Below are 18,479 nucleotides of genomic sequence, written 5' to 3'. Positions count from 1 at the left end.
CGCGGCGGGACGTCACCGGCGGTGGCGGGGAGTTTCCTGCTGCGGGGGCAGAGTCAAGGTGATCTGCCGGACGAGTTGGTGGAAGCATGCCAGAGACGCGAGAGCGGGTAGGGCGGCTCCAGCGATTCCGGTGACCGTCCTGTCGGCCTCAACCACGCACAGCATTATCGCGATGCAGGAAAACAGCAGAACAATGAGCCATGAATGCAGGGCCCGGCGACGATGCAACGCGCTGCGCAGAACGGAAAGGGAAGCCACTATCCAGGGGCCGTACACGAGAATGGGCCACCAGGAAATCAGCCCGTCCTTCGTGCTGGACGTGATGTTCTTGAGAGGCTCGTAGGCCACCATTCCGCCGAAGACGCTGACCATCGCCACCAGGACCGCGACGAAGGCGACGATCATGAAACTGCCGGTCCGCAACCACTTGACGCGAAGTTCACGCGCTCGGCTTTTCCGATGCCCGACAGCGGAGCTTCGGAGAGGCGGCACCTGAGCCGTGGTCTGCACCAGGCTCTCCGCCGGGTCGATGAACTCGACACTCGGTGGAGGCTCTTGGCGAGGTGGCGGGACGACGGCCGCGGGCTCCGCCGGAACGGTCTCCTGCAAGATGTACGTAAGCTCCTCGACCGGGTCCCAGCCCAGGTCGGGAGGGGTCAGGGGGGCCTCCGTGTGCACGGCGTCGACAGGACTCCCGCTCCAGCCGGCATCCGCCGGATAGAGGTACGGGTTGGCGGACCATTCGCCCCGCGCGGAGTAGGGGTCCGCATAGTCATAGTTCACAGACTTTCAGCCCCGTCGCGCGCGGTCCACGTGGAAGCCGTACCTCTCCTGGTCGTCCCACCGCTGGTTGAACTCTTCCTGCGTCCTGTCCATCAGCGCGAGGAAATCGCGGAGCAGTGAACCGGTGATGTGGAGTGAAACCCGGGTGCGATCTCCGTCCAAGGAACCACGCGTCTCGATCTCCGAGCCCGCCACATCAGGTGCGTAAATATAGGTACCTGCTGCCACGACGCGGCCCGCGAACAGATCATTCTCCCCTGCGGCGCGACGGGGGAAACCATTCAGCCCTGTTTTCGTCATAGTCCACTAACGCAACCCTCTCTCCTCGTGATACGCGGCAAATGAGTGAACGTGACGTACCGGAAAGTTGAGGAGAGCGTTTATTCATTTAAGCCATTCTCATTCCGCTCCGCGTACATAGAACGGGTTATCTGCGGAATCCCGTTGCGCGGCGGATGAGATCGCCTACAAGTCGACAAGGCGATGAACAATCTTTAGCGGGATAATTCCGACCGATCGCGGCAAACCGGGATCGCAGCGGCACCTGATCACCGACGACGACGGACTACCTCTGACGCCCATCTGGAGTCCCCGGAACCAACGCATGAGGGGTGCCACATGCTCCCTGAGCACGGTGTTCACCCCAAAGCCCGGAACTCGGATGCCGGTTGGGCCAGTTCAGGATGTCTCACCGCGTACTGATCGCCATGGATCGCCAGCATCGCCCAATGCCACGCCTCATCGTGAAAAACGAGCCCACGCCACGGGGCATCGCTGGACCGAGCGCCGTGGCCACAAGTTCCGTCTCATTAGCGGCAGTTGAGTCTGCGGCCGCCCGGCGGCCACGGCATGGTGCGTTCGATGACCCACTGGCGGCGGCCGAGTCGCTCGCTTGACCCGACGCCCTTGCGGGCGATCCATGCGTCAAAGCGGCCGTCACGCACCGCAGTTCACCCTCATCGGACAGGACGGGCATCTCGGGGCGGGACCGCCCCCGGCCTACGGCACGCGGACCAGTGAGTTCACCCTCTCGCGTGCGTGAGGGCCCCCGAACACGCCTGACGAGAGGCTGAGCAGGTCCGTGGCGTACGGCGGACATGTCAAACCCTTCCCTCGCGCGCTCCATCAGATGGGGTGAACTCCGCAGCACGTAAGGGATGATTTGACCTAATTGTCCCGCATGATGACGTCGTCTCTCCACCCCTTCCCCAAGGAGTACGACCATGTCCGAGACGACCGAGCCCAACGTCGGTTCGTTCACCCTCGGTGGTCATCTGACCGCCGAACCCGCCGGGCCGATCGAGGTACCCGAGCACGAAGAGTGGACCCTGCCGAACGGCTTCGCCTGGGTCTTCCTCGGCGAGGGCAACCGCGGTCTCGTCCGGCCGGTGATCATGGCCGACGGCTTCAGCCTCGGCCGGAGCAAGCTCGACTCCCTCTACCAAGGGCTGGAGAGCGACTTCGCGTTCGTCTCCGAGCTGCGTCGGCGCGGCAGGGACGTGATCCTGCTCGGCTACGAGGAGCGCAGCGCGTCGATCCTGGCCAACGCGCAGGCGGTCAAGGCCGCGGTCATGCGGGCCATCGCCGAGCAACAGGGCGACGCCCGCCTGGTCGTCGGCGGCTTCAGCATGGGCGGCATCGTCACCCGCTACGCGCTCGCCGAGATGGAGACGCAGCGGATCGACCACCGCACCGGACTGTACTTCTCCTACGACAGCCCCCACCGCGGCGCTTCCATCCCGGTCGGCGTGCAGGCGTTCTCGCACTTCATCCCGTTCGCGAACGACTTCGCGAAGCAGATGGACAGCCCGGCCGCGCGGCAGATGCTGTGGCAGCACTACGACAAGGACAGCGGCAAGATCGGCGTGGCCCCGGAGCGCTCGGAGTTCCTCAACGCCCTCGACCGGGTCGGCAACTGGCCGCAGATCCCGCTCAAGATCGGCGTGGCGAACGGTCGCGCCGACGGGGTCGGCCTGCCGGACGTGAAGCCAGGCGACGCCGCGCTGCGGATCGACCGGATCTACCCCGGCACCACCTTCTACACCCAGGCCCAGGGCGACGACGTGACGGCCGCGTATCTGAACCGCAGGTTCCCGAAGGCCGAGAAGACCATCACCACCAACGACTTCCCGGAGCTGGACGGTGCGCCGGGCGGCACCCTGCACACCTACAAGATCCTCGCCGAGGCGATGAGGAAGCTCGGCGGCAAGGCGGACCTGCGGCACGAGGATGTGTGCTTCGTCCCCTCGGTCAGCGCGGTCGCGATCCGCGACTTCGACCAGCAGGCCGACCTGTACATGAACATCGGCGGAGCCGACCCCGCCGAGAGCGAGCTGGACGACTTCCGCTGTTCGTCCACGACCACCGAGCACACGGCGATCACCGAGGAACTCTGCGACTGGCTCATGGACCGGCTCCCGGCCTGATCCCCGTCACACCGTCACACCCCGAAGGGGCTGCCTTCCGCTCACACCAGGCGGATGGCAGCCCCTTCGGCGGTGCTTGGCCATGTGGTACGGCCTCCGCAGCACGGCACGGGGAGCGTTCAGGGACTCATGCGAGCCGTTCGCTCCAGTCATCGTCGCGCAGACAAGCTGCGTGTCCACGTTGGGGAAGGCTCCCGTGACGTCGAGGGAGGTGTTCGATCGGCGCCTCAACTCGTATACGCGAGAGCCATGTCGGCGCCGAGGCCAGGGCGACGCCTCCGTGGCGGGTCGTGCATCTCAGCCGTCGAGGAGTGTGTGGAGGAGTTCCCGGCCGGCCGGCCAGTCGCCGAGGCCGCTGTCGGAATTGAAGTGTCCGTGGCTTCCTACGAGGAGTTGTTGCGCCTGCCATCGGCGGGCGATCGAGGCCGAGGTCGCCGGGGCGCAGTAGGGGTCGTCGTCGCTGGCGACCATCAGACTCCGGCACGGCAAGGGGCGGACGGGCAGTTCGGTGAACGTCGACGCGGCCTCGCGTGGGAAGTCCGGCCCCCGGAGGTCGGGCGGGGCGACCAGGAACGCCGTGACCCCGTCGGGCCGCGCCAGGTCCAGCCATTCCGCAGCCGCCCAGCAGCCGAGGCTGTGAGCCACCAACGCCACCTGGTCGTCGCGCTCGGAAGCGATCGCGTGGGCAGCCTGGACCGCGGCGACCCAGTCCCGGAGGTCCGGCGTGCTCCACGAGGCCGGTGCGATCCTGACCGCTGAGGCTCCCCACAGGTTCTCCCACAGGCTCTGCCAATGCCTCTCGTCCGAACCGTCGATCCCGGGGATGATGACGTACGCGGTCATCGCGCACCGCCCTTTCCGCTCCTGGCCCCGGGCTTCGACGAGACCTTGTGGGGCGCATCTCGATGGGCCGGCGGCTGTGACCGGGTCCGGTAAATGATCTCAAGGAAGGTAGCGGAACGGACTGCGCCCGGTTCAGCACGTGGGCGGGATCGCGAACTCACCGCGTTTGCACGGCCGTTGACCGTTCGTCGGTGCCCCGTACAACCTCAACCAGGCGTTCCACCGCATCGCACCGGACCCGACCGGACCCGTCAGCGGACCGGCAGCACCGTGGTGTGCTCCTCGCGCACGGCTTGCAGGGAGCGGGGGTCGAGACCGAGCAGGCTCAGGATCGTCGGGGCGATCTGCTTGGTCCGCACACTCGCGGCCTCGCGCACGCCGTGCGGGACCGAGGCGCCGGACACGACGAGCGGGACGTCGAGGTCGTCGGAGTGGCCGCCGCCGTGCTCGGCGATCTTCTTGGTGCCGCCGGTGTAGACGACGCCGTACTGCGCGACACCGAGGAGGTCCGGGACCCGGGCGTCGCCGGCCTTGACGTGGAAGTAGTCGGCCGCGGCCGAGCCGGCGTAGACCTCGCTGAGCCCGCTGCGGCTGTAGCTCTTGGGCGCGGCATTGACGTCGGTGCCGGAGCCGTTCTGGGCGAGGAGGTACTTCTTGGCGAAGGCGGTGGCCGCCGCGGAGCGGTCGGAGAGCCAGAGCAGCATGGCGTCGTCGTCCACCGCGTGCGTCACCAGGTCGGCGGCGGCGGGGTGGAGCCTCTTCCAGGCGGCGTTGAGACCGTCCAGCAGCGGACCGTCGTCGACGCGGGTGAGCGCGCCGGGGTCGGTGGGCGACTGACCGTGCTTGGCGGAGAGGATGACGGTGGTGCTGCCGGAGAGGTGCCGCTCGCGGATCTCGGCGGTCAGGGCACCGACCTCGGTGTCGACGAAGTCCAGGTTCCGCGCCAGCAGCGGGCCCGGGACGTTCTTGGCGGTGTAGCCGCCGGTGAGGCCGTCCGAGGCGGGCAGCTTCTGCGCGGTGGAGACGGACTGGAAGTTGAGGCCGAAGATCGCCGGGGTGCCGACCTCGTGGGAGCGGCTGTGGTCGTAGCCGTCGATCTCGTTGAGGACGGCTTTCACCTTGTAGCCGTCGTACTGCTCGGTGGCCTTGTTGTCCGTGGTCCAGTCGTTGCCGGCCGCGTAGCCGGGGGCGTCGCTGTTGATCTCCGGGGTGAACAGGTCCTGGACGCCGGTGCCCGAGGGGCCGTTGAGGATCTCGTAGGCGGCGTGCTTGTCCGACCAGGCGGTGCGCAGGCCCGCCTGGCGGGCCACCTCGAAGACGGTGTTCACCTTGAGGTACGAGTGCGGGTACACCGGCTGGCAGGTCTTCGGGTCGACCGGCAGCTTCGACGCGTTGATGAGGCTCGCCGGGTGGCCGGTCATCGACAGGACGCTGTCCGGCAGGCCCGCGAGGCCCTGACCGGCGTCGATGGACGCCTGGTTCTTGTCCAGGTCCTCCGTGAGGTCCACCTCCACCCCGGGCTTGACGCCCTGGCAACGGGTGGTGCCCGCCGGGAGGAGCGCGGCGTCGTAGGTGTCGTCGTAGTAGATGCCCGTGGTGCCGGGGCTGCCGCCGGTCGCCTGGGCGACCATGCCCGGGAAGGAGTCGGACGGCGTGGTGGTCTTGGCGTGGGTGTACTCCACCCCGCTGCCGGTCAGCCGGGCCAGCGCGGACTTCGGGTGCCTGGCGATGTACCAGGCGAGGTCCGACTGGTGCAGCCCGTCGACGGAGATCAGCAGGACGTGCCCGGTGGTGGCCCGGGGGTGGGAGGCGGCGGACGCGGCGGGCTGGGCGGCGGTCAGGCCGGTCAGGAGTCCGGCGGCGACGATGGCGGCGGGCCTGACATGGCGTCTGGACATCTGTTCTCTCCCGGGTGTTCGGGCGGGTGTGGGTGCCGGGCCCATCAGAGTCGCGCTTTGTGGACAGTAAACGGCATATGCGTGAACACACCCGTAATGCGCGGTCGGGTCTTCCCCAAACCGGTCTGCGTTCCACCGAACATGACTGGATTTCACCGAAAGGGGGAGCGCCGAAGGCGTCGGTGAGCAGCCGGGCCACGCGGCGGCCTCCGCCGGAGTGGCCGTGCGCGCACCACTCCGGCGAACCTGTCCCTCCCCGACCGTTCAGGCCGCCTGCCGTGCCGCGCCTTCGGTCTCCACGACGTCCTTACGGGTCACCGTCAGGTACACCACCATGCCGAGGATGACGGCCAGGAAGGGCCCGCTCGTCACGACGGTGGCGAGGCCGAGGCCGAGGCCGCCGTCGCCGGTCGGCTGGGAGAGGTAGTCGCCGATCGAGGCGCCCAGCGGGCGGGTGAGGACGTAGGCGATCCAGAAGCTCCACACCGCGTCCAGGCCGAGGGTGAAGTGGGCGATGCCCACGGCGGCGATGACGAGGGCGAACAGCACCGCGGAGAGCCAGTAGCCGAGGTCCATGCGCTCGGAGACCAGGTCGCCGGCGGCCGTGCCGAGGGCGAAGGTGAACAGCACGGCCAGCCAGTAGAACGACTCACGGCCGGTGGTGTCGATGCTGTGGATCGACAGGGTCCGCTCACGGCGGTACCAGACGATGAACACGACGACGAGGATGACCCCGAACACCGTGGTGGTCGTCTCCAGCGGGACGCCCGTGTTGTCGGTGAGGTTGTCGCTGATCAGCGTGCCGACGACGCTGATGAGGGCGACGGCGAGCCAGTACACGCCGGCGCGGTAGGCGGCGGTGCGGAACTGGACGACCAGGACGACCGCGAGCAGCGCGCTCATCAGCACCGACACACCGGTCAGCCCCAGTCCGGCCTTCTCGTTGAGCAGGTCGGCCGCGGTCTCCCCCACCGTCGTGCAGAGGACCTTGATGATCCAGAAGTAGACGGTGATCTCGGGGACCCTGTTCAGGCGGAGGCGGCGCGCGTGCCGGGTGGGACCGTCGGCGTCCCGTGCGGCTTCCGGTGTCTCGGAGAGTTCGCAGGTCATGGAACACGACCGTGCCAGCTGGCACCTGAACGCATCCTGACTGCGCGTGCGCATCACCTCCCCCACGCGTCCCCGCCGCGGCGCCGGCCACTGGAGCGGCAGGGGCCTTCCGTCATCTGGGCTTGGCGGCGGTCTTCGTGGGTTCGGCGCCCGAGGCGCGCTCCGTGGTGCGGCCCGGTTTGTGGTGCCGGGGAACGACGTCCTGGGGGAAGGTCAGCTGCTGGTTCATCCACTTCAGGGTGGCCGGCATCTCCCGTACCCAGGTCGGGAAGTTGTGGCTGCCCTGGTCGGGCAGGATCGACACGACGCGCATCGGCGCTTTGACGGCCCTGATGAAGGCCAGCGTCTGTGGGTAGCCCCGCTCGCCGTGCTTGCTTTCGGCGACCAGGACCGAGATCTGCGGGACGGGAAGGTGCTTGAGCCGCCACATCAGGTCGTGCCCGTTGACCCGGTTGACCCGGCCCAGCCCGCTGCCGAAGAGATTGCCGGTCGTGGGGTCGTCCTGGACCTTGTAGTCGGGTGAGAGGGCGCCGGCCGTTGTGTACACGCCGGGGTTGCGCATCGCCAGTTGCAGGGCGCAGCTGCCACCGGAGGAGTAGCCCGTGACGCCCCAGGAGCCGGCGTCGTGGCCCACCCGGTAGGTGGATTTCAGCGCGTCCGGGAGGTCCTTGGCCAGGAAGGTCTCGGTCTGTGGTCCGCCCGGGACGTTGACGCACTCGGTGTCGCGCGGCGGAGCGATCGTCGGCCGGATCATCACCATGACGGTGGGTTGCATCTGGCCGCTCCTCTGGAGCTCGCCGGCGGTCTGTGACACCCGCAGGTACTGCGCGAGGTTGAAGATGCTGCCGGGGTAGCCGCTGAGCGCGACGATCACCGGGAAGCGCTGCCGGTGGTACGCCTTCTGGAAGTACTGCGGCGGCAGGTAGACGAACGCGGGGTCGACGACGCCCGTACGACGGCCGATGACCTTCACGGACTCCACCCGCCCGTTGACCGCGGCGGGACCGGTGGGCAGTCCGCTGACCCGGCTCAGCTGTTCGGCGCCGGCGGGCTGGATCAGCGCGCCCTTGACGGAGACGCCGTTCACCGTCCCGTCGCTGTTGTGCGCCGACGCCTGTGTGACGCCGACGGGTGCGGAGTCGACGTTGCCGAGGAGTTCGGCCCACGATCCGAAGAACTGGTACGAGGAGTTCAGCCAGCACGCGAACGCCGCGATGATCATCGCCTGGGTCACTCCGACGGCCGCCAGCCGTCCGAGCACCTGCCACAGGCCCTGCTTGGCGAGCCGCGGCCACAACCAGACCAACAGCACCACACCCGCGGCGGACAGAGCCGCCATCACGTACACGGTCGTCTGGCTGGTCAGGCCCATGCCACTCAGTCCTTGGTTTCCTCGCCCGTGGTCTTTCCGTCACCCAGGAGGAGGGACACCGGCCCTCCCGCGTTCCCCAAGAGACGCTAATGGGACAACGAACCGGGCCCTTCCGCGTTTCCACGAAAGGGCCCGTCCAAGAACCTGATTGACCGTCAGTTGCCGCGCAGGGTCCCGCGGTAGGCGACGCACTCCTCGTACTTCGGGAGCAGTCCCCGCGCCTCCGCCTCGGCGAGGGTCGGCGCCTGTTCGTCCTTCGGGGACAGCAGCGGCTCGATGCCGGGCGGCCACTCGATGGCGAGGTCCGGGTCGAGCGGGTGGATACCGTGCTCGCGCTCGGGGGCGTAGCCCTCGGAGCAGAGGTAGACCACCGTCGCGTCGTCCGTCAGGGCGAAGAAGGCGTGGCCGAGTCCCTCGGACAGGTAGACGGCATGGTGAGCCCGGTCGTCGAGCCGGACCGCCTCCCACCGCTTGTACGTCGGTGAGCCGACGCGGATGTCGACGATGACGTCGAGGACCGCGCCGCGCACACACTTCACGTACTTGGCCTGGCTCGGCGGAACGTCGGCGTAGTGGATGCCGCGCAGGGTGCCCTGCTTGGAGACGGAGCAGTTGGCCTGCGCCAGGTTCAGGTCCTGGCCGGTCGCCTCACGGAACCCGGCGCCGCGGAACCACTCGTGGAAGCTGCCGCGGTCGTCGGGGAAGATCTTGGGCTCCAGCACCCAGGCGCCCTCGATGTCCAGTGGTCGCACGTATTGATCCTTGCTCGCGTGGTCGGTTGCTTTCTCGGTTACTTCTTTCGGTTACTTTTTCAGATACTTCTTCAGAACCCGCCGGAGCCTGGCCGTCGCGCGGCGCCGGAACGTCGGCCTCCCAGGGCGAGCGGCGGGGCCGCGCCGCCCGGGGTCCGCGGCGGCCAGGTCGGCGGCGGCGGCAGCGAGGCGTTCGACCACGGCTCCGCCGTCGGCGGAGACGGCGAGCGCCAGCGGGAGGGCAATCGGCTTGCCCACTCCGGTGGAGGGCAGGGTCAGCTCCAGCCGCCACCGGCCGTCCGCCGGCTCGCCGAAGGAGAGGTCGGCGCGCAGGTCGGCGTCGCCGGTCACGCGAGCGGTGAGTGTGGCGGGGAGGTCGACGGAGCGACTGGTCGTGGCGTTCGTCAGCTTCAGCGTTGCCTCGCTCTCGGCCTGGACGTGGAACGGCAGGGCCACGCTGATGCGGCCGGGGTCCGTCGTCACGGTGACGTCGGCCGGGGCCAGACCGGCGAACTCGTACGCGATCCGGTTGGTCTTCTGGCCGACGTCGAGCGAGAGGTTGCCGTGCGGGTCGGTCCAGTACGGCAGAACCAGGCGGGCCGGGGAGCCGACGACGGCGGCACGGCGCCCGCGCCCCGCCTCCTGGCCGCGCACGGAACCCAGGCGGGTCTCCTTGGTCCACCCGCAGGAGCTGACGCGGATGAGGACGTCCCAGATGCCCGGCTCCAGGGCGCTGCCGGCCGCTGCGGACAGCGGGTCGACGCGCGAGGTGGCGCGCAGCACCTGCCGGAAGTGTCCCTCCCGGTCCGCTACGGCGATCTTCTCGCGGACGAGTTCGACGGGCTGGAAGAACTCCGCCGCTGTGGCGCGCTCGCGCACGACGAGGTCGACCTTGGACCTGGCCAGCGGGGCGGAGGTGTCCGCGCCGAGCAGGGCGATGGCGTCCAGGCTGGTCTGCGGCAACGGCGGAACGAGCCGGTCCTTCTCGCCGTCGGCACGGAAGGTGACGGGTTCCCCGCCCGACGTGTACTCGGCGCTGAAGCCGATCGTCAGTTCGCCGTTCTCCCAGCCGAGGTTCTCCAGGACGCCGGAGGGCTTGATGCCCGACTCCCACCGGGCGAACTCCTCGATGTCGGCGAGCCGGTCGGCCGCGATCAGGCCGGCGACGATCTGCTGGGTGGGCTGGAGTCCGGCCGCGACACCTGGTCCGAAGCGTTCGACGACCACCTTGTGCATCTCGTCGAACAGCTCCCGGCGGTAGTCGGCGGGCAGCTTCAGCAGGCGCTGTCCGCGCATTCTCTCGACCATCTCGTTGCGCAGCCAGCGCCGGAAGAGCCGGTCGCGCAGGGGGCCAGGCTCGGTGAGCTCCTCGACCACGTCGAGGGCTTCACGGAGGTTCTTGAAGTAGCCGGCCGGGTCGAACCGCTGGAAGCCGGCGTTGGAGGCGTCCTCGCGCTTGACGTGGTAGTAGCACAGGTAGTCGCTGAGGACGGCGACGTTGTCGGCCCGCAGGTAGGCCTCGGTGACGAAGACGTGGTCCTCCAGACGGCGGCGCCCCTCCAGGTAGCGGAGGTTGTGCTTGTCCAGGAACGCTTTGCGGAACATCTTGTGCGGGGTGAGGCTGTCGATCAGCGGGGCGTTGCCGACGTTGGCGTGCGGGCGGTTCTCGCGGAACAGCTCCAGCGGAACCGGACGTCCCTTGCCGGCCATCTTGCCCACGATCACGTCGGCGTCGTTCGCCACGCCGTAGTCGTACATGCGCTCCAGCGCCTCGTCGCCCAGCCAGTCGTCGTTGTCCACGAACTGGATGAACTCTCCCTGGGCGGCGGCGATACCGACGTTGCGCGGCTTGCCCGACCACCCGGACGGCTCCTGGTGGATGACGTGCATGTGGGGGTGGTCGGCGGCGAGCCGGTCGAGGCGCTCGGGCGTCCCGTCGGTGGAACCGTCGTTGACGAAGATCGCTTCGTACTCGTCGTCCGGCAGGCTCTGGCGCAGCAGAGAGTCGATGCAGTCCTCGATGTATGTGCCCGGGTTGTAGACCGGGATCACCACGCTCACCTTGATGGGCACGTCTCTCTACCGCCTCAGTTACTGGGTGACTTTCGTGACCATCCGGCGCACGACGCCGCTCAGTACACGTTTGGTTGACTGTGTTCACAGGGTGGTCGAGGCCTCGCCCCCGCTCTGCGCCGACGTGCGCGACGTTGCGCCGTTCGACACCTCAGCCGGGAGACGTGCCTGCCACGGAGTCACACCCTACAAGCTGTAGGTTGCCGGCGCCGGTCGTGCCTCGGCCGTGGTGGAACGCCTGCGGCGCCGGAGGGCGGGCAGGGGCTGTCGGGTAAGAAAATCCTCGGCGCGGGCGCCGGCCAGGCCATGAATCGGCGCTCCCGCACGGGCCGATATCCTGACGTTTGCGCGGGTAGGGGGTCTCGATCTGCCAGCAGCGTGAGAAGAAGGTAAGTATCGAGTGCCAGAGCCCTGACCGCAGCACTGCGCCCGCGCCGAAGCGTCTTTCCCGGCGCGGTCAACGGACCTGAGTGGCCGCTTCCTGCATTCCCGCTTTCGGAGATCCGGATCGGCGGTGTCGCGCCGCGGTCACCGCGACGACTCCCGCGAGGAGAATTCCGAGGGCGAGACTGACAGGACCTGTTCCCCATTGAAGTCCGTCCCCATAAGGGGCGGGTACGGAGAGCCAGTCCGCGACGGACGCGCCCAGGGGGCGGGTGATGGTGTAGGCGAACCAGAAAGCCAGGACTTCGTTCAGACGGAACCAGCGATAACCGGCTGCCGGAATCAGGATGATTCCGAGGAACACGAAGGACGAGGCCAGGGTGCCGAGCCCCAGGGTCACCGCCGCGAAGTCACCCGCGGCTGTGCCGAGAGCGAAGGTGCCGAGGACGGTCAGCCAGTAGAACAGCTCCCGCAGACGGTTGTTGATGCTGTGCACGTCCAGGGTGTGCTGTGTCGCGTACCAGGCGGCGAAGACGGCGATCTGGACGGCGACCAGCATCAGTGTGGAGGCGTAGAGCGGCATTCCCAGATCCTTGTTCAGGAAGTCCGCCGACATCGTCCCAAAAATGCTCACTGCCGTCACCGCGAGCCAGTAGACCCACGGAATGTATTTCGTGGTGCGGAGCTGTACGGCCAGGCAGACGAGGAGCAGGGCGAGGCCGAGGAGAATGGCCGTATGCTGCCCGATGTAGTCGTTGAAGAAGACGTAGTCCGAGAAGGACTCACCGAATCCCGTGGTGCAGAGTTTCGCGATCCAGAAGAGGAGAGTGATCTCCGGCACCTTCATGGCCATGGTCGCTGTTCGTGTTTCCATATCGCGAGACTAGAAGTGGCGCCGGGACCCGCACATCCGACGATGGTGGTCACTTTCCGGCGAATGTAAGACCTTTGATTGACGCCACCGTGACCGCCCTTCCGTAATGTCGGCGGGGTGAAGCACCTCCAGCCGGCGCACCGATGGTCCCGGGCCCGCCCGTCCCTGTCCCTCGTACTGCTCCTGGGGCCGCCCGTCCTGTGCGCGGTCGCCGCGTCCCACGAGTTGCTCTACAACCGGTCCGCGGTGTCGGACTGGGTGCTGGCGCTCGCGGTGATCTGTCCCCTCCTGCTGCGCCGCCGGGCTCCGGTCGCCGTGTTCTGGTTCTGCTGGGCCGTGGCGATGGGGACCTGGGCGCTGGGTACGGTCTCGTTCTCCGAGTTCGCGGTGCTCGTCGCGCTCTACGCCGTCGCCGCCCACCGGGGTCTGCGGCACTCTCTCTGCGCCGCGGCGGCCGTCGAGTTCGGCGTCGTCCTGGTGGCGGTGCGGTTCGCCCCGGCCGCGAGCGTCAACGACGCCTTCGTCATCCTCAGCGGGCTGGCCGCCGCGGCGTTCTTCCTCGGTACCACCGTCCGGGCCCAGCGTCGCTACCTCGCCTCCATCGAGGACCGCGCGGAGCGTCTGGAGCAGGAACGCGCTCAGCAGGCGCAGCTCGCCGCGGCGGCCGAACGCACCCGGATCGCGCGGGAGATGCACGACATCGTCGCCCACGGTCTGGTGGTCGTCGTCGCCCTCTCCGAGGCCGCCGCCGCGACCACGGCGGCCGATCCGGAGGGTGCCCGCGCGAAGATGCTCCAGGCGGCGGCGACCGGTCGGCAGTCCCTCGCCGGAATGCGTCGCCTCCTCGGCGTGCTGCGCGCCGACGACGGTGGCGACCGGGCCCCTCAGCCCGACCTCGGCTCGCTTGAGGCCCTGGTGGAGCAGGCTCGCGGCACCGGTCTGGACGTCCGGCTGGCCCGGACCGGCAGCCCGGCGAACCTGAGCGCGGAGGCGCAGACGACGGTCTACCGGATCTTGCAGGAGTCACTGACGAACGTCGTCAAGCATGCCCGGGACGCGTCGACGGTGGACGTCGTCCTGGAGTGCGGCCGCGACCTGGTCGGCTTCCGCGTCACCGACGACGGCATACCCGCGCCCGGGACCGGCGCGGAGGGAAACGCCGGCAACGGGCTCACCGGGATGCGGGAACGGGTCGCGATGTTCGACGGCGACCTGCGGGCCGGTCCCACCCCGTCCGGGTGGGTCGTCTCCGGCGAACTGAGGCTGGGGGAACCGCGATGACGATCTCGGTCCTCCTCGCCGACGACCAGGCACTCGTCCGCATGGCCTTCCGCAGCCTCCTCGACACGATGCCGGACATCACCGTCCTCGGCGAAGCCGCCAACGGGGAGGAGGCGGTCGACCTCGCACGGCGCACGCTGCCGGACGTGGTGCTGATGGACGTGCGCATGCCGGTCATGGACGGCATCGAGGCGACCCGGCACATCACCGGCCGGACAGCCTCCCGCGTGCTCATCCTCACCACCTTCGACCTCGACGAGTACGCCTTCGAGGGGCTGCGCGCCGGAGCCTGCGGATTCCTCCTCAAGGATGTCGTCCCCGCCACGCTCCAGGCGGCGATCCGGGCCGTGGCCTGCGGCGACGCCGTCCTCACCCCGCGCATCACCCGCGGTCTCGTCGACCGCTTCGCCCAGATCGCCCCGTGGCCCCGCGCCGACGACGCGGGCGCGCTCTTCGCCCGGCTCACGGCCCGGGAGCGGGACGTGTTCCACCTCATCGCCGCCGGCCTGTCGAACGCCGAGATCGCCGGACGCCTCTTCCTCACCGAGGCCACCGTCAAGACCCACATCACCCGCATCCTCACCAAACTGCGGCTCCGCGACCGTGTGCAGGTCGTGATCTTCGCCTACGAGCATCAGCTGCGCCCGCACGGCAACTGAGCACCGGATTTCTGCGCCGGGTGCGCCCTGCGCACCGTACCTGGCCAGCGCTTGTGCGAGCCGGGTCGCCGATGACAGCGCACCGACAGGGAGGTTTTACGCTTCTCTGATGTCGATCAGGCGAAGCTCTCGGCACCGTCTGAACGGCGGCTCGCCGCCCTTCGTACCCCTGGACAGACGAACACACGCTTTTTACGGAAGGAACGTCAGCATGACCAGCGACTCACTCCGGCCCGTTCCGGCACCGTCCCGTCGCACCGCCCTGGCGACAGTCGGCGCGGCGGGCCTCGCCGTCGCGCTGACCGCGTGCTCTTCGGACAAGGGTTCCTCGGACTCCGCCAACTCCAGCGGTGCCAACGGCAATTCGGGGTCCACGACCACTTCGGGCGCCTCCAGTCCGGCCACCTCCCAGGCCGACGCCGGCGGCACGGAGATCGCCAAGACCTCCGACATCCCCGAGGGCGGCGGCAAGATCTTCGCGAGCCAGGGCGTGGTGGTCACCCAGCCGACCGCCGGCACCTACAAGGCGTTCTCCTCGAAGTGCACGCACGCCGGCTGCGCGGTCACGGGCATCAGCAACGGCGTCATCAGCTGCCCGTGCCACGGCAGCGAGTTCTCCGCCACCGACGGCAGCGTGAAGAAGGGCCCGGCGACCCAGCCCCTGCCCGCCGCGAGCGTCAAGGTCGACGGGGACTCCATCAAGCTGGCCTGAGCGTCAGCCGCGACCCGCTCGGTGCGGTCGCCCGAAGCACCCCAGCACCTCGTCCGTGGTCGCGACCGTGGCGACCAGGGCGAGGGTGTTGCGGATCATCGCGGCGGTGTAGTCGGACGGCACCCCCGCGATGGCGTCCGCGGGCACGACGACGGTGTAGCCCCGGTTGACGGCGTCGAACACCGCGTTCGGCACGGCCACGTTGGCGGAGACCCCGATGACGACCAGCGTCCGGCAGCCGAGGTTGCGCAGCAGCGCGTCGACTCCGGTGCCGTGCAGCGGCGACAGGCCGTGCAGTCGCCGTACGACGAGATCCTCCTCGGTGACCTCGATCGGGGGCGCCACGCGTACGGCGCTGGTGCCCGACAACTGCTGTACGGGGAGGCGTTCGGCGGCGCGGAAGAGCCGGGCGTTGCGGTTGGCGCCCCGGCCGTCCGGGCGGCGCTCGGCGACCGCGTGGATCACCTGGATCCCGCTCTCGTGCGCGGCGGCGACCAGCCGGGCCACCCGGGTGAGCGCGCCCGACGCGCGCGCCTCGCGGGCGAGTTCGGGCAGGGCGCTGTCCGGGCCCACCACTCCCTGCTGGCACTCGACGGTGAGCACGACGGTGCTCAAGGGGTCGAGGAGTTCGGTGAGTCGTTCGTGCGACGGCATGGCCCGCTCCCTTGTCCCCGACAGCCGGAGCGGGCGAGAGTAACGAGCATCGTGTGCGGACGGAAGACGGTCGACGGTCACCCTCGCCCTCGACCCAGTTTACTGACGCGCCGTCAGGAACGGTTCCGCACAGGGCCGTTCACGAGAGCCGAAGGGGATCGCATGGCCGCCACTCAGCGCCGGGGCCGGAGAATCATGATGTCGGCCGGGGAACTGGACGAGTTCCTCACCGCCCAGCGCACCTGCCGCGTCGCGACCGTGTCCGCGGACGGCGCCCCGCACGCGAGCCCGCTCTGGTTCGTCTGGGACGGCACCTCGCTGTGGCTGTACTCGATCACCCGCAGCAAGCGGTGGGCCGATCTGCGCCGCGATCCCCGGGTCGCCGTGGTGGTGGACGCCGGGGACTCCTACGACGAGTTGCGGGGCGCCGAACTGTCCGGCTCCGTCGAGTTCGTGGGCGAGGTGCCGCGTATCGGCGAACCGGTGCCCGAACTCGTCGCTGTGGAGCGGCTGTTCGCGCGGAAGAACTTCGGTGTGGACGAGCTGCCGCACGACGGCCGGCACGCGTGGGTGCGGCTGACGCCGGACACGGTCGCCTCCTGGGACTTCCGCAAACTGGCGGCGGGGTGAGGCGGTCGGCTCACTGGACGACGGCGCGGGCCGCACCCCGCAGCGCCTGGACCGCCGCGCGGATGGACGGACGGCGGTCGGCGTCCTCGCGCCACAGGACGTAGACATGGCGGCGCACCCGCTGCTTGAGGGGGACGGTGACGACCCCGGCGGGCATCGGGTGCCGGCCCAGCAGGGGAGCGATGCAGACGCCGAGTCCGGCGGCGACCAGGCCCAGTTGGGTGTGGGTCTCGCCGGCCCGGTGGCCGACGATCGGTTCGATGCCCTGGGACCGCAGCGTGTACATCAGCCACTCGTGGCAGAACTCGCCCTCGCCCCAGGTGATCCACTCGTCGTCGGCGAACTCCCCGAGGTCCACCTCGTCGCGGCCGGCCAGCGGATGGCCGGCCGGCATCGCCACCTCGGCCGGGTCGTCCAGGAGCGGCGCCTTCACCAGCCCGCCGGGCACCGGCATCGGCTTGTTGTACCAGTCGAGGGCGACGGCGAGGTCGAGGTCGCCGCGCGCGACGCCCGCCACCCCGGTCTCCGGCTCCAGTTCCGACGAGCGCACGCGCAGGGCCGGGTGGTCGGCGCGCAGGGCGGCGAGCGCGGCGGGGAAGAGTCCGCGCGCCGCCGTGGGGAACGCTGCCATGCGCAACTCCCCCACGACGCGCCCGCGTTGGGCCTCCAGGTCGGACTGGGCCAGTTCGACCTGGGACAGGATCCGCCCCGCGTGCTCGGCGAGCAGCCGGCCGGCGTCGGTGAGGCGGACGCCGCGCCCGTTCTTGGCGAGGAGTCGCTGGCCGACCTCGCGCTCCAGCTTGGACATCTGCTGCGAGACGGCCGACGTCGTCACGTGCAGCCCCTCGGCGGCACCGCTGACCGAGCCGTGCCGGGCCAGGGCGTCGAGGGTACGGAGGCGCTCCAGGTTCAACATGTAAGTGATTCTACGAGATACCGTGCTCGAAATCTCGGTTGTGCTACGAGATGGGGGGCGTCATCGTGTATCCCATGACCACCGTCCCCACCTCTGTCCCCACCGCCGACACGACCGCTGACGCCACCCGCGACCGGGATCAGGACCCGGGCCGGGCCACCCCGCCCCGCCCGCGCGCCCGCCGTCCGGCCGGCTGGCGGCTGCGCTTCGGTCTTCTCTCCCTGATCTGGGGCTTCAGCTTTCTGCTCATCAAGGTGGGCACCCACGGGTACGCGCCGTTCCAGGTGACCCTGGGCAGGCTGGCGTGCGGGGCGGCGGTGCTGGTGGCGGCGATGGCAGTGAAGCGGGAGCGGCTGCCGCGCGGCGCGCGGACCTGGGGGCATCTCGCGGTCGCCGCGTTCCTGTTGAACGCGCTGCCCTTCTCGCTGTTCGCCTACGCGGAGCTGACGATCCCGTCCACGCTCGCGGGCATCTGCAACGCGGCCTCGCCGCTGTGGGGCATGGCCCTGTCCCTGGTGGCGCTCTCCGAGGACCGGCCGAGCCGGGTCCGGGTGGCCGGGCTGGGCCTCGGCTTCCTCGGTGTCCTGACGGTGCTCGGCGTCTGGCAGGGCTTCAGCGGCCTGGACGCCAGGGGCACGGGCCTCGCGCTGGCGGCGTCGGTCAGCTATCCGGTCGGCTGGATCTACGTCCGCCGCACGCTGGCGGGGAGCAGCCAGTCCCATCTGTCGCTCACCGGCACCCAGTTGCTGCTGGCGACCCTGCAACTGGCTGTCGTGACACCGCTGTTCACCTCCATACCGGCCCACTTCGCGCTGCTGCCCCTGCTGGCGATCGTCGCCCTGGGAGCCGTCGGCACCGGTGTGGCCATGCTCATTCAGTACGGCATCGTCGCCGAAGTCGGCCCGACCACCGCGCAGATGGTCACGTACTTCGTCCCGGTCATCGCCACGGCCGCGGGCGTCGCGCTCCTGGGCGAGTCGCTGTCCTGGTCGACACCGGTCGGCGCGGTGGTCGTACTGGCGGGGGCGGCGCTCACGCAGGCCAGGGCGCGGGGACGGGAACCGGGTCGGCCGTCCCGCGGATGATGCTCCCGGCGTCCCGGGGCCGGCATG

17 protein-coding genes and 1 pseudogene are annotated in these 18,479 nt (G+C 69.4%); 6 read left to right on the top strand and 12 right to left on the bottom strand.

From position 1 onward, the window contains the following. Nucleotides 1–12 precede the first annotated feature (12 nt). The 3 genes and pseudogenes from ABZT12_RS25120 to ABZT12_RS25110 all read right to left on the bottom strand — a co-directional run. Nucleotides 13–783 carry a DUF2637 domain-containing protein gene (locus ABZT12_RS25120; RefSeq protein ID WP_356388532.1) on the bottom strand — a complete coding sequence of 257 codons (771 nt, stop codon included), beginning with the start codon at nucleotides 781–783 and terminating at the stop codon, nucleotides 13–15. 6 nt (nucleotides 784–789) lie between these two features. Further along, on the bottom strand, nucleotides 790–1,083 hold the full coding sequence (locus tag ABZT12_RS25115) for a hypothetical protein (RefSeq protein ID WP_356388530.1): 294 nt from the start codon (nucleotides 1,081–1,083) through the stop codon (nucleotides 790–792). Nucleotides 1,084–1,601: 518 nt separating this feature from the next. Then, nucleotides 1,602–1,700, bottom strand: a pseudogene (locus tag ABZT12_RS25110) (IS5/IS1182 family transposase); the annotation flags it as partial. A 306-nt stretch (nucleotides 1,701–2,006) separates the two neighbouring features. On the opposite strand from ABZT12_RS25110, the gene ABZT12_RS25105 reads away from it, so the two are divergent. Then, a complete protein-coding gene (locus tag ABZT12_RS25105) occupies nucleotides 2,007–3,209 on the top strand; it encodes a hypothetical protein (protein WP_356388528.1) in 1,203 nt (400 codons plus the stop codon). A 297-nt stretch (nucleotides 3,210–3,506) separates the two neighbouring features. On the opposite strand, the gene ABZT12_RS25100 is transcribed toward ABZT12_RS25105, so the two are convergent. The 7 genes from ABZT12_RS25100 to ABZT12_RS25070 all read right to left on the bottom strand — a co-directional run bounded on the left by ABZT12_RS25100 (nucleotide 3,507) and on the right by ABZT12_RS25070 (nucleotide 12,515). Next, the gene (locus tag ABZT12_RS25100; RefSeq protein ID WP_356388526.1) at nucleotides 3,507–4,052 is read right to left on the bottom strand and encodes an alpha/beta hydrolase; all 546 of its coding nucleotides are present in this window, start codon (nucleotides 4,050–4,052) and stop codon (nucleotides 3,507–3,509) included. A gap of 251 nt (nucleotides 4,053–4,303) precedes the next feature. Further along, nucleotides 4,304–5,950: an alkaline phosphatase family protein gene (locus ABZT12_RS25095; protein ID WP_356388524.1), complete on the bottom strand. Its 1,647-nt coding sequence runs from the start codon at nucleotides 5,948–5,950 to the stop codon at nucleotides 4,304–4,306. Between the two features lie 264 nt (nucleotides 5,951–6,214). After that, the gene (locus ABZT12_RS25090; RefSeq protein ID WP_356388522.1) at nucleotides 6,215–7,060 is read right to left on the bottom strand and encodes a hypothetical protein; all 846 of its coding nucleotides are present in this window, start codon (nucleotides 7,058–7,060) and stop codon (nucleotides 6,215–6,217) included. A gap of 112 nt (nucleotides 7,061–7,172) precedes the next feature. Further along, nucleotides 7,173–8,432 carry an alpha/beta hydrolase-fold protein gene (locus ABZT12_RS25085; RefSeq protein ID WP_356388520.1) on the bottom strand — a complete coding sequence of 420 codons (1,260 nt, stop codon included), beginning with the start codon at nucleotides 8,430–8,432 and terminating at the stop codon, nucleotides 7,173–7,175. Nucleotides 8,433–8,587: 155 nt separating this feature from the next. Then, nucleotides 8,588–9,184 carry a dTDP-4-dehydrorhamnose 3,5-epimerase gene (gene rfbC, locus ABZT12_RS25080; protein ID WP_356388518.1) on the bottom strand — a complete coding sequence of 199 codons (597 nt, stop codon included), beginning with the start codon at nucleotides 9,182–9,184 and terminating at the stop codon, nucleotides 8,588–8,590. A 51-nt stretch (nucleotides 9,185–9,235) separates the two neighbouring features. Further along, on the bottom strand, nucleotides 9,236–11,257 hold the full coding sequence (locus ABZT12_RS25075; protein ID WP_356388516.1) for a glycosyltransferase: 2,022 nt from the start codon (nucleotides 11,255–11,257) through the stop codon (nucleotides 9,236–9,238). Nucleotides 11,258–11,714: 457 nt separating this feature from the next. Further along, complete coding sequence (locus tag ABZT12_RS25070; protein WP_356388514.1) at nucleotides 11,715–12,515, bottom strand: hypothetical protein; 801 nt, start codon at nucleotides 12,513–12,515, stop codon at nucleotides 11,715–11,717. A 117-nt stretch (nucleotides 12,516–12,632) separates the two neighbouring features. On the opposite strand from ABZT12_RS25070, the gene ABZT12_RS25065 reads away from it, so the two are divergent. From ABZT12_RS25065 to ABZT12_RS25055, 3 genes are all read left to right on the top strand, one after another. After that, on the top strand, nucleotides 12,633–13,796 hold the full coding sequence (locus tag ABZT12_RS25065; protein ID WP_356388512.1) for a histidine kinase: 1,164 nt from the start codon (nucleotides 12,633–12,635) through the stop codon (nucleotides 13,794–13,796). Further along, a complete protein-coding gene (locus ABZT12_RS25060; protein WP_356388510.1) occupies nucleotides 13,793–14,455 on the top strand; it encodes a response regulator transcription factor in 663 nt (220 codons plus the stop codon). Before ABZT12_RS25065 ends, ABZT12_RS25060 begins: the two co-directional genes overlap by 4 nt. 211 nt (nucleotides 14,456–14,666) lie before the next feature. Continuing rightward, complete coding sequence (locus tag ABZT12_RS25055; RefSeq protein WP_356388508.1) at nucleotides 14,667–15,167, top strand: Rieske (2Fe-2S) protein; 501 nt, start codon at nucleotides 14,667–14,669, stop codon at nucleotides 15,165–15,167. A 3-nt stretch (nucleotides 15,168–15,170) separates the two neighbouring features. On the opposite strand, the gene ABZT12_RS25050 is transcribed toward ABZT12_RS25055, so the two are convergent. Continuing rightward, complete coding sequence (locus ABZT12_RS25050) at nucleotides 15,171–15,821, bottom strand: cysteine hydrolase (protein WP_356388506.1); 651 nt, start codon at nucleotides 15,819–15,821, stop codon at nucleotides 15,171–15,173. 162 nt (nucleotides 15,822–15,983) lie between these two features. Here ABZT12_RS25050 and ABZT12_RS25045 point away from each other — a divergent pair, with 162 nt between their 5' ends. Next, the gene (locus ABZT12_RS25045) at nucleotides 15,984–16,451 is read left to right on the top strand and encodes a pyridoxamine 5'-phosphate oxidase family protein (protein WP_356388504.1); all 468 of its coding nucleotides are present in this window, start codon (nucleotides 15,984–15,986) and stop codon (nucleotides 16,449–16,451) included. Between the two features lie 10 nt (nucleotides 16,452–16,461). Here ABZT12_RS25045 and ABZT12_RS25040 read toward each other — a convergent pair whose 3' ends face one another. Further along, the gene (locus tag ABZT12_RS25040; RefSeq protein ID WP_356388502.1) at nucleotides 16,462–17,367 is read right to left on the bottom strand and encodes a LysR family transcriptional regulator; all 906 of its coding nucleotides are present in this window, start codon (nucleotides 17,365–17,367) and stop codon (nucleotides 16,462–16,464) included. Between the two features lie 74 nt (nucleotides 17,368–17,441). On the opposite strand from ABZT12_RS25040, the gene ABZT12_RS25035 reads away from it, so the two are divergent. Then, on the top strand, nucleotides 17,442–18,452 hold the full coding sequence (locus ABZT12_RS25035; RefSeq protein ID WP_356388500.1) for a DMT family transporter: 1,011 nt from the start codon (nucleotides 17,442–17,444) through the stop codon (nucleotides 18,450–18,452). Nucleotides 18,453–18,479: the final 27 nt, after the last annotated feature.

Origin of the sequence: Streptomyces sp. NPDC005423, assembly GCF_040606415.1 — a bacterium.
Taxonomy (GTDB): Bacteria; Actinomycetota; Actinomycetes; order Streptomycetales; family Streptomycetaceae; genus Streptomyces.
This window is presented reverse-complemented; position numbering and strand designations above follow the sequence as displayed.

What these genes read in the sequence shown, in the direction of transcription:
- ABZT12_RS25115 (WP_356388530.1), bottom strand. Translation starts at nt 1,083, where the DNA reads ATGACGAAAACAGGGCTGAATGGTTTCCCCCGTCGCGCCGCAGGGGAG.
- ABZT12_RS25105 (WP_356388528.1), top strand. Translation starts at nt 2,007, where the DNA reads ATGTCCGAGACGACCGAGCCCAACGTCGGTTCGTTCACCCTCGGTGGT.
- ABZT12_RS25100 (WP_356388526.1), bottom strand. Translation starts at nt 4,052, where the DNA reads ATGACCGCGTACGTCATCATCCCCGGGATCGACGGTTCGGACGAGAGG.
- ABZT12_RS25095 (WP_356388524.1), bottom strand. Translation starts at nt 5,950, where the DNA reads ATGTCCAGACGCCATGTCAGGCCCGCCGCCATCGTCGCCGCCGGACTC.
- ABZT12_RS25090 (WP_356388522.1), bottom strand. Translation starts at nt 7,060, where the DNA reads ATGACCTGCGAACTCTCCGAGACACCGGAAGCCGCACGGGACGCCGAC.
- ABZT12_RS25085 (WP_356388520.1), bottom strand. Translation starts at nt 8,432, where the DNA reads ATGGGCCTGACCAGCCAGACGACCGTGTACGTGATGGCGGCTCTGTCC.
- ABZT12_RS25070 (WP_356388514.1), bottom strand. Translation starts at nt 12,515, where the DNA reads ATGGAAACACGAACAGCGACCATGGCCATGAAGGTGCCGGAGATCACT.
- ABZT12_RS25060 (WP_356388510.1), top strand. Translation starts at nt 13,793, where the DNA reads ATGACGATCTCGGTCCTCCTCGCCGACGACCAGGCACTCGTCCGCATG.
- ABZT12_RS25055 (WP_356388508.1), top strand. Translation starts at nt 14,667, where the DNA reads ATGACCAGCGACTCACTCCGGCCCGTTCCGGCACCGTCCCGTCGCACC.
- ABZT12_RS25050 (WP_356388506.1), bottom strand. Translation starts at nt 15,821, where the DNA reads ATGCCGTCGCACGAACGACTCACCGAACTCCTCGACCCCTTGAGCACC.
- ABZT12_RS25045 (WP_356388504.1), top strand. Translation starts at nt 15,984, where the DNA reads ATGGCCGCCACTCAGCGCCGGGGCCGGAGAATCATGATGTCGGCCGGG.
- ABZT12_RS25040 (WP_356388502.1), bottom strand. Translation starts at nt 17,367, where the DNA reads ATGTTGAACCTGGAGCGCCTCCGTACCCTCGACGCCCTGGCCCGGCAC.
- ABZT12_RS25035 (WP_356388500.1), top strand. Translation starts at nt 17,442, where the DNA reads ATGACCACCGTCCCCACCTCTGTCCCCACCGCCGACACGACCGCTGAC.